Consider the following 13,890-nt stretch of genomic DNA (forward strand, 5'->3'; position numbering starts at 1 on the left):
ATCGTCATATTACTATTAATAGTTGCAGAAATTAAATCATTAAATGAAAATATTTGTAAAAGAAGTTGTCAATTCAATAAAACACATTGGGGCTATAGCTCCAAGTTCAAAGTATTTAGCAAATAATATTATTAAGCATATAGATTTTAACGAGAATCAAGTGATATTGGAATTTGGATGTGGTAATGGAGCTATTACCAAGCAAATATTGAAAAAGATGCCATTAAGTTCACGTTTAATATCATTAGAAATTAACGATCCTTTCTTAAAACATTGTGAAGATAAATTTAAGGTATATGATAATTTTGAAATTTATAATCATTCTGCAATCGAGTTTGATTTACTTTTACAAAAATTAGAAATTGAAAAGGTAGATTACCTAGTTTCTAGTTTGCCTCTTGCCATTTTACCAAAGGTAGATTTAGATATTTTGTTTAAAAAAATTCCACAATATTTAATTAATGATGGCAGCTTTTTGCAATATCAGTATAGCTTGAATAAATACAAGTTCTTAAAATCTGTATTCGATAATGTAAAGCTAGGTTTTACACCTATAAACTTACCACCAGCTTTTATTTATAGGTGTACTTAAAATTTTACTCTATTTTTTTCCCAGGCACTTTAGCGCCACCTTGATGTAAGGTTAACATATTAATTTCCCCATCCTCGTCTTTAGAGAATATAAGATCTGCTTCTACTACCTTTAAAAAGAAGTGGTCTTCTTTTTTTGCGAAAATTTCGTTTTTTCCTTGACCTGTTGCTTGTGCAAAAATCTTTCCATCTTTTACAGTTATTTCTATAACAAACCCTGGTTGTAATTCATATTTACCAACATACTTGTTTAGATCTTCAGCCGATACATCTATTGTACTTGGAGTTCGTTCAAAAATAATTGGATCTGGTAAAGCAGGTTCTATTGGTGCTTCCATTCTAGAAATATCTCCACGAGAATTAGTTGTGAAGTTGAATCGTAGAGGACCAACGTTTGTTGTGTCTATTCCAGTTTTTTCTACTTGAAAAGGCTCAAACACATCGTAATGTTCATGCTTTAGCCACATTTTCATTAATTTAAAATTAGCAAATAGTGAATCGCGCTCCACACTTATGTTAAATTCACCATAACCAGGGTGAGAATAAATTCCTGAGTACTCCTCTTTAGTATGTGATGGTTTTGTGTTCTCTATTTTTGTTGATGTTGTTTTGTCTTTGGCTTCTGCTTGAGCTTTTTTTGCTTTTTCTAAGTCGTCAATAAAACGTTGTGCCCAATCGGTCTTATTAACATTTAGCATACGATCAGCGATTGTATTTCTTACTAAACCTGGTACTCGTGAGCCATTTTGATTAGTTAAAACAACAATACCTAAACTATCACTTGGGTAAAAAGCAGCATTAGCAGAAAAGCCATCAATATTGCCGCCATGTTCAACACGATAATGACCTTTATACGAAGACATCATCCAACCATAGCCGTAGGTAGAAAAATGCAAATTGGGAGTTTCTTCTCCTGGTAAATTTGCATTAATTACCATTTGAGAACTCATGGCTTCTTTTACATAAGCTTCAGGAATAATCTCTTTATCATTAAACTTTCCATTATTTATCCAAGTTACTAACCATCTCGACATATCATTCACACTACTGTTAATGCTACCAGCTGGTGACATGGCAGCAATATCATAATAATCCATTTTAGAATTAGAATTGTCCTTTTCGGTTTCATATCCATAAGCAGCATTACTTGCGGTTTTCATTTCATCTATTGTAACATTTGTTCTAGACATTCCTAAAGGTTTCAGAAAACGTTCTCTAATGTTATCTTCCCAACTTTTACCAGTTATATTTTGAGCAATAACTCCTTGGGCTAAAAACATAAAATTATTATAGTACCATTGTTCTCTTATACCTGTAAATGGTTCTTGATATTTTATGCGTTGCATTAAACTATCTCTATCATGTGAGGGGAATAAATACCAAGAATAATCATGGCGAGGTAGTCCAGTACGATGGCTCATCAAATCTTTAATGATAATGTTATTATTCATATCATCATTAAAAAACTCTAATTCAGGAATATGCTTTCTTGGACTGTCATTAAAAGATAGTTTGTCATCTGCTCTTAATTGCCCTAAGATAGCTGATGTAAATGCTTTTGTACTCGATCCAATAGCAAAAAGTGTATTAGCGTCGGCTGGAATTTTGTTTTCAACATCTCTATAACCAAACCCTTTAGCATATACTATTTTATCCTTTTCAACAACTGCAACGGCAAAACCTGCTGCATGTGTTGCTTCAAGAATTTTATTAAGATCATCATCAATTTTTTTTAGGCGTTTATCTGTTTGGCTAAAAGCTGGAGTAATAATACAAATGCTAAATACAAAAAGGAATAACTTTTTCATTGTGGTTGGTTTAATGTTATACAGAGGTTAGTATGATAAAGGCTTATAAAGTTACTGTTTTTATGTGATTTTTTTTAAAAAGATACAGTTCATCATTTAATTATTACAATTCGGTAATTCTGTTTTTAAAAAAGCGAATGAATCATGGACATTTGTTTCATAATTAAAACACATACGATTATGAGCACATTAGTTAAAACTATTATTGTCTTTTTATTAAGCCAAACGGTATTGTTTGCACAAGATAACATGGGTCAGAATATCACGGTGAAAATCACTAACCTTGATGGTAATGCAGGAAAAGTATATGTGGCGCTTTATAATTCTGAAACCACATTTTTAGAAAAAAAATATAAATCCACTATTAGCACTATAAAAGATAGTAGTTGTGAAGTTGTCTTTGAAAATGTTCCTAACGGGGTCTATGCTATTTCTTTATTTCATGATAAAAATGATAATAATAAAATGGATAGCAATTTTTTGGGTATTCCAAAAGAGGATTATGGTTGCTCAAATAACGCCAAAGGGTTTATGGGACCACCTAAATGGAAAGATGCCAAATTTAAAATTCAAAATAATTCTGTAACGCAAACTATAAAACTATAACATCATGAAAAGATTACTATTAATTGCATTAACCCTTATTTCAACTATTGGGGTTGCACAATCAAACTACGAAAAAGGTATGAATAAAGCCTTTGAGCTTTGGGGAACCAATCCAGTAGAAGCGTCTAATTTATTTGAACGTATTGCTGCTGCCGAAAAAGATAACTGGCTACCACCATATTATGCTGCTCAAGTTTTGATTATACAAGGTTTTGAAATAAAAGATAAAGACAAGCTAGATTCGCAACTTAAAAAAGCACAAGGTTTAATTAACGATGCAACAGCAATTTCTAAAGGCAATCCTGAAATTATAATATTACAAGCCTTATTACATACGGTTTGGGTAGCTTACGATGGTGCAACTTATGGGATGACATTAGCACCAAAAGTGGCAGCTTTGTATGAACAAGCCGCAAAAATAGATCCAAATAATCCAAGAGTTATTTTGAATAAAGCAGAATGGGGAATGGGGAGTGCACGATTTTTTGGACAGGATACAACACCATTTTGTAAAGATATAGAAAGAGCCTTAGAACTTTTTGCTAACTTTAAACCTGAAACACCTTTTCATCCAAATTGGGGAAAAGAAAGGGCAGAAGAAGTTCTAGCATCTTGTAGAAAGTAATTGAAAAAGTATTAAAGAAAATCAAATGAAGAAATTATTTAAAACTATTGCATCAGGAATTATTGTAGGTATTGTTATAATGCTTATAGACCAGTTGATTAGGTATTTTTCTGGAGCAGAGATAATGTTTGATAATAATTTCTATCGCACATTTCTTTATTATATGTTGTATGCTGTTCCATTAAGTCTTGTTAACGGTTACTTTTTCGATTATATAAATGTAGATGTTGTTTGGAATCGTTACAAAAAATATAGAATAGCCCTTGGTTTTTTTGGTTCAGTAATTATTACGCTCATCACCATATTTTTTATAAGAGCTTTTATTGAAATAGTTATTGAAGGTGAAACGGTTGATGAGTTTATTAACACAGAAAGACCAGAGTTTTACTTTAGTGCTTTATTGATAACACTAGTTATTTCGTTGTTTTTTCACGCTGTATATTTCTATCAACAACTACAAAAGAATAAAATTAAAGAGCAAAAAGTTATTGCAGGAACTGCAAGTGCTAAGTTTGATGCTTTAAAAAACCAGTTAGATCCTCATTTTTTGTTTAACAGTTTAAATGTATTAACTAGTTTAATTGACGAAAACCCAGATAGTGCACAAAAGTTCACCACTGCGCTATCTAAAGTTTATCGTTATGTGTTAGAACAAAAAAGTAAGGCTTTAGTAACTGTTGATGAAGAATTGGAGTTTGCAAAAACCTATATGTCTCTATTGAAAATGCGGTTTGAAGACAGTATTATTTTTGAAATCCCTGAACAAGCATCAAACCCAGAAGCTAAGGTTGTACCATTGTCGTTGCAATTATTATTAGAGAATGCGGTAAAGCATAACATGGTAACAAGTAGTAAACCATTACATATTAAGATATACGAATCCAATGGAATGTTGGTGGTTGAAAACAATTTACAACTAAAGCAAATAGTAAAAAAGAGCAGTGGTGTTGGATTGGATAATATACGCCAACGCTACAATTTATTAACCGATAAAAAAGTAAACATCAATCAACAAGCAGGTAGTTTTGCAGTAGCAATACCAATGCTTACAAAACAAATATCAGTCATGAGAACACGAACAAAAGATCAATTTGACGACAGTTACGTTCGAGCACGTAAACATGTCGAGGAAGTAAAAGAGTTTTATTATGGAGTAATATCATACATTGTTGTAATTCCGTTCTTAATATTTATTAATTACTGGACATTTTGGGGCTTTCAATGGTTTTGGTTTCCAATGTTTGGTTGGGGAATAGGAATCGCATTTCACGCTTATAAAGTATATGTAAACGATGGTGTATTAGGACGCAATTGGGAACGCAATAAAATTGAAAAATTTATGCGTGAAGAAGAAGAAAAAAACCGTTGGAACTAAAGTTGAGTATTATGAATTATTCCGATAAACAGCGTGCATTTTTGAGCGCAAAAAGGCGTGTTGAAAAACTAAGAGCATTTTATTCACATCTTGGAGTTTATATTGTAGTAAATTGCCTTATTTCAGCAATTAGAATTGTTATAAACCTTAGAAATGGAGAATCAATTGAAGATACTTTGTTTGATTTTAGTTTTTCTGCAAATTGGTTGCTTTGGGGAGTTGCTCTAACAATGCATGCTTTTGCTGTTTTTGTTTTACCATTAATACTAGGAAATAATTGGGAGGAAGAAAAAATAAAGCAATTCATGGAAGAAGATAAACACAATAATTTTAATTAAAAATCATGGAAAAATATAATATAGAACCATACAACGATAAGCAATCAAGGTCTGATTTTGAAAAAGAAGAAGCGTATATAAGAGCAAAAAAGAAGCTAGATAAACTAGTGGGTTTTTATTGGCACTTAGCTTCATATATAGTTGTTAATACATTTTTAATAATAATTATAGTTGTAAATAAAGATGAAGGAGAAACTATATGGGAGTTTGGTACTTTTGCAACAGCATTTTTTTGGGGGATAGGTTTGCTATTCCATTTCCTAGGTGTATTCGGACCTGGATTTATGTTTGGTAAGAATTGGGAGGAAAAAAAGATTAAAGAGTATATGGATAAAGATAAGGAAGAACACCAACGTTTTCAATAAACTATTATGAATAAAAAATATCTAGAGGCAAAGAGAAGAGTTAAGTCGCTTAGGAGGTTTTATACCCATTTGTTTTTCTTTTTAATTGTAAATGTGGCATTAATGTTTAATCTAATTATGTTAGAGAAAGACGAAAGCTTAAACGTTTTTGTTTGGGTAATTCTAAATATTATGATAACATGGAGTATTGGCGTATTTATACATGCTTGGGTCGTTTTTAAAGGAAGAATACTGTTTAGTAAAGCATATGAAGATAGAAAGATTGAAGAATTTATGAAGGAAGAACAAAATATATAACAATGCTCAACGACATTATTCATAGTAATATTGGTTTGTTTCATTTTATTACAGCACTTATATCTTTAATTACTGGTACTGTTGTTGTATTGAACACCAAAGGAACTTTGTTTCATAAACGTATTGGTTATGTGTATGTATTTGCAATGTTGACATTAAATTTAAGTTCCTTTTTTATTATCAATTTTGGTGGCTTTAGTCTGTTTCATTTCTTTGCCATAGTGAGTTTACTCACTGTAATAGGAGGAATGTATGCAGCATGGAGAAGACATAATAACTGGCTGACTGCACATTACTATTTTATGAGTTGGTCTGTTGTTGGTTTGTATGCAGCACTTTGGTCAGAAATTGGAACTCGTTTTGTGGATAATATGAAAGATTTTTGGTGGATGGTAGCTTTGGCAACATTTATGACTATCGCGATAGGCGCAAGAATTATTAATAAGAATGCTAAAAAATTAAACTTAAAATAATGCAAGTAATTATTATAGAAGATGAAAAACCATCTGCAAGACGCTTACAACGTATGTTAAGTAGTTTAGATATAGAAGCTGAGGTGATGTTACATTCGGTTGAAGAATCTATTGATTGGTTTCAAAATAACGCACATCCAGACCTTATTTTTTTAGATATACAGTTGAGTGATGGATTATCTTTTGAAATTTTTGAGAGTATAGACATTCAATCCGCAGTTATTTTCACCACAGCTTATGACGAATATGCTTTACAAGCCTTTAAGCTTAATAGTATAGATTATTTATTAAAACCTATTGATGACGATGATTTAGCAAAAGCTGTATCAAAATTTAAGGAGCGTTTGCCTAAGCAACAAGCCGTTACTTTAGATTTTAATGATATAAAAAACTTATTAGTCAATCCAATAGAACGTGAGTACAAAAAACGATTTTCCGTAAAAGTTGGTCAACATTTAAAGCTGATTAATATTGAGGATATTGAGTGTTTGTATAGCGAAAACAAGGGCACTTATGTATTTACTTCTGAGGGCAGAAACTATTTATTAGACACTACTTTAGAGCAGTTAGAAAATGAGCTAGAACCAGATACTTTTTTTAGAATTAACCGAAAGTTTTTCGTTAATATAAATGCTATTAAGGATATGGTAAGCTATACCAATTCGCGACTACAAATAAAACTTAACAATTATAACGAACAGGATGTTATTGTAGCTCGTGAACGTGTAAAAGATTTTAAAGATTGGTTGGAATAACTAATTATTGCTTAAAAAATTCTTTTTTGTAAAATAGTCCAAGTTCCTGAGTTAATAACAAGATTTCTGGTTTGTCTTTACGCAATCCAATTTTCCAATTATCAAAAATTTCCCAAGTATCATTAACAAAAATAGGTTTGCCATAATGTTTAATTAATTCTTGTCTTATTCTATCTTCTTCACCTTTAGCAGTTAATATCCAAACTGTATTTAGCTTATTATCTCCAAAGCGTGCTTCAATTTTTCTAGGGAAGCCAAAATAATTTACACCAAAACAGTTTATTTGGACTTGTGCATTTGGGTCTGTTCCATCTAACTCTTCGGTATTTGTAAAAGCACTGTTAGCTTCTAGAATTGGTTTAAGAGTGTTAATATTTGCTCCCATTGTTATAAAATCTGGAATTTTTCCAGAAACTTCTAAATTGGGCTTGTAACTACTTTTAAAATATGGATTCTCCCAAGTAAAAAGGTTCAGGTGCATACCCTCTTCATTTAAGATCCAAGCAACATCTTTTTTTTCGTTTAAAAACAGCTTATTTTTTATATAAACTTTATAATCTAAATAAGTTCTTGCAGTATCTTTTTGTTTGCTCTCAAATATTTTAACAGCATTTCCTCTAGCTTCAATATGACTAAGTTTATCATCGACAAAAGTGAATATTGCTTTTTCAATAGTTTTGTTTTCAATACTTATGTTAGTACATATTAGATGGGATTCAGTGTTTTTCGCTAACGGAAATCTAACAACACTTGGAGTTACTATGTTTACCGTTGCAGAAATTGAACTCATTTTTTGTATTACCTCCTTGCTGGTGTTTTCTAGAGTTACACCATTAAAAATGGTTTCAGCTTGAGAGAAGGTGGTTAAGGGTAATAATAAAATTGTAATGATGAATAACTTGTTGATTGCGATTTTCATGTGTGATTTTTGATTGATTTATATATAGATGAAAATTTGCAATTATTGTTACAGTTTTACTAGCTCATTTTTTTGTATATAGCTTACTTAAACTATTAGAAAATATCAAGTATATCTCCAATCGAATCGCTTAAACCATCTATTAAATTATCGGTTTCCGAAAGCAAACCTCCCACAACATCTACATTCAATAATAAATCGAGTGCCAAAATATCTGTAAGGGTAGTTTTCCTATATTTTTTAGATTTCTTTTTAGCTTCTTTATGCCAGTCTTTATATTGTTCTTCTTGTTTTTGCTCTAAAACTACTGGTGTGTTTTTCTTTTGATTGTTGAGTATCTCATCAAAAGCTTTTCGTTTTTCAGGTATAGAAAGCACATCAAAAGCTTCTATAATATCATCAAATTTGCTTTTAGCTTCTTCCGTTTTATTATTTTCAGGATGATATATGGCTATTTCTTTCCGAAAAGCTTTTTTGATAGTTTCAAGGTCGCTATTTGGTTCAACCTTGAGAATGTTGTAGTAGTTTTTGATGGTCATAATTAGAGTATTAATAACCTATAAGTATCTCATGATAAAGAATTGTTACATTACCCTAATTCATTTCCTAATCTTAAAACATTCTCCACAAGCACATCAAAATCTTCATTAGTAACACGATGACTAGAGATAGCACAACGTATACAGTAGGCACCATCTAGAGTGGTATATCCAGGTAATGCAATAGCTTGCTCTTCTAATTGTAATTTTATTTCTTTATTAATGGCGTTTAATTCCTCTAGAGTTTTTCCTCTAGGGTTATACCTAAAGCAAGCAATGTCCATACCAATAGGAGCGAGAAGTTCTAAATCTTTATGGTTTTTAACTAAATCTCCTAAATAGTAAGCCTGTTCTACATTACGAGTTATCATTCTGCCAAAGCGTTGGCTACCATGTTCTTTAAGGGACATCCAAATTTTTAAAGCTCTAAAACGTCTAGATAGTTGCAAACCATATTCGCTAAACCAATTTTCACCAGAGGCTAAACCACGTGTATTTTTTTCTAAATATTCAGGAATAAGAGAGAAGGTTTTTTTATGACTTTCGTTGTCTTTAATAATCACACAACCAGCTTCAAAAGGCATGTGTAACCATTTGTGTAAATCTAGTGCTACAGAATCAGCTCGTTCAATACCTTTAAGTTGTGGTTTTAAAGTATCAGACAACATAGCAATAGCACCAATAGCGCCATCTACATGAAACCAAAGGTTTTCTTTTTCACAAATATCTGCTATGGCATTTAAATCATCAATAGCTCCTGTGTTTACTGTTCCAGAAGTAGCAATAACACAAATAGGTTGTAAGCCATTAGCTTTATCTTCAGTTATTTGTTTTTTAAGAGCGTCAATATTAATGGTGTAATCTTTATTTATAGCAATTTTCTTAAGGCCTTTAGTACCTAAGCCTAAAAGTTCAACAGCTTTCGTATTGCAGCTATGCACTTCTGTTGAGGCATAAAAGACCAAATTATTTTCTCTTAAGCCTTCTGTACGAATATCGTAACCAGCTTTTACATTTCGTGCAACTGCTAAAGCTGCGTAGTTAGCCATAGAGCCTCCACTTACTAATAGTCCACTTGAAGATTTTGGAAACTCAACAATGTCTTTAATCCAATTTACAACTTGTTCTTCTACTTTATGTCCAGCATGATTTCCGCCGCCTAAATTAGGGTTGATGATAGATGCCCAAAAGTCACCCATAACACCAGAGATAGTGCCATTTCCCATATACCAAGCCCAAAAACGAGGATGCACATTTCCCATAGGGTAAGGCAATACGTTTTTTTGTAAATCTTGATATACGCTTTCGGCATCACTGGGTTGCTGAGGTATTTGAGACTCAAAGGTTTTAAGAACATCATCAGGCATTTCTTGCCAAATTTTTCGCTCTCTAATATTCTTCACATAGTCAAAGGCGTCTTCAACCATTTGATGCATTAATGCTTTTGATTGCTCCCAATCTTGTGGGTCGAGCGTCTCAAAGCTATCTGTGTCTTTACTCATATTTACAATACTATACTATTTGTTGGTTGGTTTCTTTTCTTGTTTTGGAGGCATAGGGCCACGTAAATGAATGATTAGCCCATCAAGAAAATTGCGTAAAAATTGGTCGCCACATTCCATGTATTTAGGATGGTTTTCATTTCTAAAAATGGCTCCTAGTTCACTCTTAGTGACTTTAAAATCTTTTAAAGCGCAAATTTTTACAATATCGTCGTCACGTAGTTTATGAGCTACACGAAGTTTTTTGAAAATGTCGTTGTTTGTAAGTGCCATAAAGTAAAGGTAAGTATTTTTTAATGTTTATAATTAAGATTCGTCAATCCTGTTGTCATCAAAAGCAGATGGCAAAAGTTTTGGAATAAATTTAATAAAAAGAGGCAGTAATAAAGCACCACCAGGAAGCATAAAAATTGCTAAACTTGGTATAGATTTTATAACGTCTATAAGTTGTTCTTGGAGTTGTTTTTGTTCTTCTTTACTTAAATCTCGTATAGTAGATTGTCCAATTAATTTTACAAGCTCTTTACTTTGAACTAATTCTTTTTTTAAGCGTTTTTTATTACGTGAAATAAGCTTAGAAACCATTTTACTTGAGTTGTCGTAAAAGTTTTCGACAATATTCCTTGAGCTTAATAAGTCTATGTTGTCTTTATGTTTGGTGTAAAATGAATTGACTGAGTCTATTGAGCGAACAATAGTGCTTTTGTTTAAATTTAATTCGTTACCAATATTGTGCAAAAAGAGTTGTTCTTTTTCATCAATTATTTTATCACTCCATGTAGACATGCAAGCAATGTCAAATAAGTACCATTTTTCATACTTCGATGTTAAATTTGCAATAGCTTCTGCATGAGAAATGTTGGCATTATCTTGATAGCGCATTGAGGACTCAAACAATTTAATTAAGCTTTCATCATATTTAGTTTTAACAATTTTTGAGTTTAGAACATCTAATATTATTTTCTCAATAGATGCTTCAAGTTTTTTTATGTAACTAGAAGATATTAAGCCTTTTAATAAATATTCATGATAAGCTAGTATATCAACATAAAGCAATGCATTAATGACAAAATAATTAAAGTTTTTAATTAAAACATTGTCGTCTATTTGAACACGTTTATGAATGATTTTTTCAAGAAGAGTATTAGAGATTTTTTCTGAAAATAGAACGCTAAAAAAAGATGACTTATAAACATCGATATTCTTATAAAACCCAATAATACTATCTAAGAAATCTTCTTTACTATTAGATTTATGATGAGTAAAATATAAAGCTAGAAATAAATTTATCTTACTCATTTCTTCTTCAGATAAATCCTGAGCCTCAATAAATGTTGCTATTGTACTTTTGCTATTTCCATAAATAAACCCAGCGTCTTTTAAGCTACAATAAAACGTTGCCTCAGTTAGATTTAAGAACTTCACATTATTAGATAGCTCTTTTATTAGCTTTTTTATCCATCCACTTGCCGAAGGATTCATAATGCATTCTTTTTTTTGATTACTGTAAAGATAGATTTAATATCTAAAAATATAATGTTAAAAATGCGTTAAGCATTAAGAAAGATTACATCGCAGGAAATAACTTTGTTGCACTTATGGACTAAATAATAAAAATAATTCTACCAGCCAACCTTTACCCATTTATGCCAACTAATCAATTTCTGGAACGAAACACAGTTTGCTACCGAATCGCGTTTGCAAAGTGAGCCAAATCCAGTTGAAGAAATACATTTTACACCAGGAACACCTTTCTTTATAAAAGGTATGGTGAGTTATAGTTTCTAAGAATTAAATACTGAGTTTATCGTTAATAATTAACTAATTGAAATATAAAAAGCTGCAAAAGCAGCTTCTTATATTTATGTTTTTTTTATTATTGAATTACGCCTCCGCAACTAATTCTGCCACCAGCGGCACCAGTTGGTTGGGTTGTGAAATCGTCTGTTCCTTGGTGGATAATAATGGCTTTTCCTAAAATATCTTTAGTTTCATCGCCACATCCAATACACCACTCATCGGTAGAAAAAGTGAAGGTTGCTTTTCCATCTTCACTTGCTGTAAAGTTACCTATGTCACCTTTGTGATAACCTTCAGCAGCGCCCCATTTTCCGTGTGGTTGACCTGTAGGATTCCAGTGACCACCAGTTGAGGTGCCATCTTCGGCAGAACAATCACTTTTTTCGTGCAGATGTATGGCGTGTTCTCCAGGCTCAAGACCACTTACGGTTAATAGCATACTTACACTTTCTCCTTTATTTTCAAAAACAACATTTCCTTTTACATTGCTACCACTTTTTGGGTTAAGTGACACCCATAAATCGCCTCCATCATAAGACTTCTTCTCAGTTACTGTGTTGTTTTCAGTGTTTTCTACTTCGGTTTCGGTATTAGTATTTGATTCTTTCTTGTCAGATTTGCAAGCAGTTGTAAAAGCTAGAATAAATACTAAAGCAAAAACAGATATTTTTTTCATATTACATAGGTTTTTTGTTAATTAGTGAAAGTTAAGTAATATTTATTTATTAGCAAATTAGGTGCATGACAATAATCATATTTTAATATAATTATAAACTTTATATTTGGTTTATAAAGGTTGAGTTTTAATTGTTGTTAACCTTTTATTTGTAGTTTCAACGAAAAGAATTTAGATGTACTTTTTTTCGATGATTATTAAAACACTAAAAAAATAAGATTATGAAAAAAATTATTGTACCTATAGATTTTTCAGAGCATTCAGAATATGCTTTAAAAACTGCAGCGAAACTAGCAAAAGAAGCTAATGCTGAGTTATTGGTTTTGCATATGTTGGAGTTGTCTGATGTTATTCTTACCGAAAGTGATTCACAACAACAGCAAAAAGCGGTTTTCTTTTTAAAATTAGTCGAACAAAAATTTGAAACGTTTTTGGATAAGGAGTATTTAAAAGATGTCAATGTTACTCCAATAGTAAAACACTATAAAGTGTTTAGCGAAGTAAACGATGTTGCTAAAGAACATGATGTAGATCTTATAGTAATGGGTTCTCATGGAACAAGTGGTTTTAAAGAATTTTTTGTAGGTTCAAATACTGAGCGTGTTGTTAGAAACTCTCAAACTCCAGTGTTGGTTATTAAAAATGAAATAAAAGATATTAATTTTGGTACAGCAGTATTTGCAACTAGTTTTGAAGAAGAAAATGTGCGCCCATATTTAAATGCGACAAGTATGTTTAAGGCATTAGGCGCAAAGCTTAAATTACTATATGTAAATTTACCAAACGAACATTTTAAAAGCTCAGTTGAGATTGAGAAAAAAATAGCTGAATTTTTAATAACTGCTGATGGTAATTTAGACAAGCTTAATGATGTTGCTTACCAAGCAGATTACACAGTAGAACAAGGTGTAATGAATTATGCCAATAAAGTTGGTGCAGACATTATAGCCATACCTACTCATGGTCGAAAAGGTATTTCTCACTTTTTTGCAGGAAGTATAGGTGAGGATATTGCAAATCATTCTCCATTACCTGTTATCACATTTATGATTTAAGATTAGTAAAAGAATCCTTATTATTTAAAAACACTAAAGCGAGTACATATGTACTCGCTTTGGTTGATAATCTTTGTTAGGGATTTTTTAATACAGTGTCAATTGATATTAATCTAACAAATATCTAAGAAGGGTCTTAGATAAGAAGTATTATAGCAATCTCAAT

General features: G+C 31.5%; 17 protein-coding genes. 10 read left to right on the forward strand and 7 right to left on the reverse strand.

Annotated elements, in window-relative coordinates; genetic code table 11:
• Window positions 1–43 precede the first annotated feature (43 nt).
• Entirely contained in the window at window positions 44–592 is a 549-nt protein-coding gene (locus HB672_RS08105; RefSeq protein ID WP_167610726.1) for an rRNA adenine N-6-methyltransferase family protein, read from the forward strand.
• 4 nt (window positions 593–596) lie between these two features.
• Here HB672_RS08105 and HB672_RS08110 read toward each other — a convergent pair whose 3' ends face one another.
• Window positions 597–2,399, reverse strand: coding sequence for a serine hydrolase (locus HB672_RS08110; RefSeq protein WP_167610729.1), 1,803 nt, complete (start codon window positions 2,397–2,399; stop codon window positions 597–599).
• Between the two features lie 180 nt (window positions 2,400–2,579).
• Here HB672_RS08110 and HB672_RS08115 point away from each other — a divergent pair, with 180 nt between their 5' ends.
• The 8 genes from HB672_RS08115 to HB672_RS08150 are packed head-to-tail and all read left to right on the forward strand — an operon-like array spanning window position 2,580 to window position 7,233.
• Window positions 2,580–3,005: a DUF2141 domain-containing protein gene (locus HB672_RS08115; RefSeq protein ID WP_167610732.1), complete on the forward strand. Its 426-nt coding sequence runs from the start codon at window positions 2,580–2,582 to the stop codon at window positions 3,003–3,005.
• A 4-nt stretch (window positions 3,006–3,009) separates the two neighbouring features.
• Entirely contained in the window at window positions 3,010–3,630 is a 621-nt protein-coding gene (locus tag HB672_RS08120) for a hypothetical protein (RefSeq protein ID WP_167610735.1), read from the forward strand.
• Between the two features lie 25 nt (window positions 3,631–3,655).
• Window positions 3,656–5,005, forward strand: coding sequence for a histidine kinase (locus HB672_RS08125; RefSeq protein ID WP_167610738.1), 1,350 nt, complete (start codon window positions 3,656–3,658; stop codon window positions 5,003–5,005).
• Window positions 5,006–5,016: 11 nt separating this feature from the next.
• Window positions 5,017–5,343 (forward strand): 2TM domain-containing protein, encoded by a 327-nt coding sequence (locus HB672_RS08130; RefSeq protein WP_167610741.1) that lies wholly within the window; start codon window positions 5,017–5,019, stop codon window positions 5,341–5,343.
• 5 nt (window positions 5,344–5,348) lie between these two features.
• Window positions 5,349–5,708, forward strand: a complete 360-nt coding sequence (locus HB672_RS08135) for a 2TM domain-containing protein (RefSeq protein ID WP_167610744.1) — start codon at window positions 5,349–5,351, stop codon at window positions 5,706–5,708.
• 6 nt (window positions 5,709–5,714) lie between these two features.
• Window positions 5,715–6,005, forward strand: coding sequence for a 2TM domain-containing protein (locus tag HB672_RS08140; RefSeq protein WP_167610747.1), 291 nt, complete (start codon window positions 5,715–5,717; stop codon window positions 6,003–6,005).
• A gap of 2 nt (window positions 6,006–6,007) precedes the next feature.
• Window positions 6,008–6,478, forward strand: coding sequence for a DUF2306 domain-containing protein (locus tag HB672_RS08145; RefSeq protein ID WP_167610750.1), 471 nt, complete (start codon window positions 6,008–6,010; stop codon window positions 6,476–6,478).
• Window positions 6,478–7,233, forward strand: coding sequence for a LytTR family DNA-binding domain-containing protein (locus HB672_RS08150; protein ID WP_167610753.1), 756 nt, complete (start codon window positions 6,478–6,480; stop codon window positions 7,231–7,233). Before HB672_RS08145 ends, HB672_RS08150 begins: the two co-directional genes overlap by 1 nt.
• A 4-nt stretch (window positions 7,234–7,237) precedes the next feature.
• Here HB672_RS08150 and HB672_RS08155 read toward each other — a convergent pair whose 3' ends face one another.
• The 6 genes from HB672_RS08155 to HB672_RS08180 form a co-directional block, all read right to left on the reverse strand.
• Window positions 7,238–8,152, reverse strand: a complete 915-nt coding sequence (locus HB672_RS08155; RefSeq protein WP_167610756.1) for a hypothetical protein — start codon at window positions 8,150–8,152, stop codon at window positions 7,238–7,240.
• 95 nt (window positions 8,153–8,247) lie between these two features.
• Window positions 8,248–8,691 carry a J domain-containing protein gene (locus HB672_RS08160; RefSeq protein ID WP_167610759.1) on the reverse strand — a complete coding sequence of 148 codons (444 nt, stop codon included), beginning with the start codon at window positions 8,689–8,691 and terminating at the stop codon, window positions 8,248–8,250.
• Between the two features lie 50 nt (window positions 8,692–8,741).
• Window positions 8,742–10,193 carry an aminotransferase class V-fold PLP-dependent enzyme gene (locus HB672_RS08165; RefSeq protein ID WP_167610762.1) on the reverse strand — a complete coding sequence of 484 codons (1,452 nt, stop codon included), beginning with the start codon at window positions 10,191–10,193 and terminating at the stop codon, window positions 8,742–8,744.
• Between the two features lie 15 nt (window positions 10,194–10,208).
• Entirely contained in the window at window positions 10,209–10,466 is a 258-nt protein-coding gene (locus tag HB672_RS08170) for a DUF1456 family protein (protein ID WP_167610765.1), read from the reverse strand.
• A 33-nt stretch (window positions 10,467–10,499) separates the two neighbouring features.
• Window positions 10,500–11,675, reverse strand: a complete 1,176-nt coding sequence (locus HB672_RS08175) for an LETM1-related biofilm-associated protein (RefSeq protein WP_167610768.1) — start codon at window positions 11,673–11,675, stop codon at window positions 10,500–10,502.
• A gap of 394 nt (window positions 11,676–12,069) precedes the next feature.
• Complete coding sequence (locus HB672_RS08180; protein ID WP_167610771.1) at window positions 12,070–12,669, reverse strand: superoxide dismutase family protein; 600 nt, start codon at window positions 12,667–12,669, stop codon at window positions 12,070–12,072.
• Between the two features lie 221 nt (window positions 12,670–12,890).
• On the opposite strand from HB672_RS08180, the gene HB672_RS08185 reads away from it, so the two are divergent.
• Window positions 12,891–13,724 carry a universal stress protein gene (locus tag HB672_RS08185; RefSeq protein ID WP_167610774.1) on the forward strand — a complete coding sequence of 278 codons (834 nt, stop codon included), beginning with the start codon at window positions 12,891–12,893 and terminating at the stop codon, window positions 13,722–13,724.
• Window positions 13,725–13,890: the final 166 nt, after the last annotated feature.

It is taken from the genome of Gaetbulibacter sp. S0825 (genome assembly GCF_011777505.1).
In the GTDB taxonomy this organism is placed as follows: Bacteria; Bacteroidota; Bacteroidia; order Flavobacteriales; family Flavobacteriaceae; genus Pontimicrobium.

Coding starts and splice junctions, on each gene's coding strand:
- HB672_RS08130 (WP_167610741.1), top strand. CDS start 5,017: ATGAATTATTCCGATAAACAGCGTGCATTTTTGAGCGCAAAAAGGCGT.
- HB672_RS08165 (WP_167610762.1), bottom strand. CDS start 10,193: ATGAGTAAAGACACAGATAGCTTTGAGACGCTCGACCCACAAGATTGG.
- HB672_RS08125 (WP_167610738.1), top strand. CDS start 3,656: ATGAAGAAATTATTTAAAACTATTGCATCAGGAATTATTGTAGGTATT.
- HB672_RS08145 (WP_167610750.1), top strand. CDS start 6,008: ATGCTCAACGACATTATTCATAGTAATATTGGTTTGTTTCATTTTATT.
- HB672_RS08135 (WP_167610744.1), top strand. CDS start 5,349: ATGGAAAAATATAATATAGAACCATACAACGATAAGCAATCAAGGTCT.
- HB672_RS08110 (WP_167610729.1), bottom strand. CDS start 2,399: ATGAAAAAGTTATTCCTTTTTGTATTTAGCATTTGTATTATTACTCCA.
- HB672_RS08150 (WP_167610753.1), top strand. CDS start 6,478: ATGCAAGTAATTATTATAGAAGATGAAAAACCATCTGCAAGACGCTTA.
- HB672_RS08115 (WP_167610732.1), top strand. CDS start 2,580: ATGAGCACATTAGTTAAAACTATTATTGTCTTTTTATTAAGCCAAACG.
- HB672_RS08170 (WP_167610765.1), bottom strand. CDS start 10,466: ATGGCACTTACAAACAACGACATTTTCAAAAAACTTCGTGTAGCTCAT.
- HB672_RS08140 (WP_167610747.1), top strand. CDS start 5,715: ATGAATAAAAAATATCTAGAGGCAAAGAGAAGAGTTAAGTCGCTTAGG.
- HB672_RS08160 (WP_167610759.1), bottom strand. CDS start 8,691: ATGACCATCAAAAACTACTACAACATTCTCAAGGTTGAACCAAATAGC.
- HB672_RS08120 (WP_167610735.1), top strand. CDS start 3,010: ATGAAAAGATTACTATTAATTGCATTAACCCTTATTTCAACTATTGGG.
- HB672_RS08175 (WP_167610768.1), bottom strand. CDS start 11,675: ATGAATCCTTCGGCAAGTGGATGGATAAAAAAGCTAATAAAAGAGCTA.
- HB672_RS08155 (WP_167610756.1), bottom strand. CDS start 8,152: ATGAAAATCGCAATCAACAAGTTATTCATCATTACAATTTTATTATTA.
- HB672_RS08105 (WP_167610726.1), top strand. CDS start 44: ATGAAAATATTTGTAAAAGAAGTTGTCAATTCAATAAAACACATTGGG.
- HB672_RS08180 (WP_167610771.1), bottom strand. CDS start 12,669: ATGAAAAAAATATCTGTTTTTGCTTTAGTATTTATTCTAGCTTTTACA.
- HB672_RS08185 (WP_167610774.1), top strand. CDS start 12,891: ATGAAAAAAATTATTGTACCTATAGATTTTTCAGAGCATTCAGAATAT.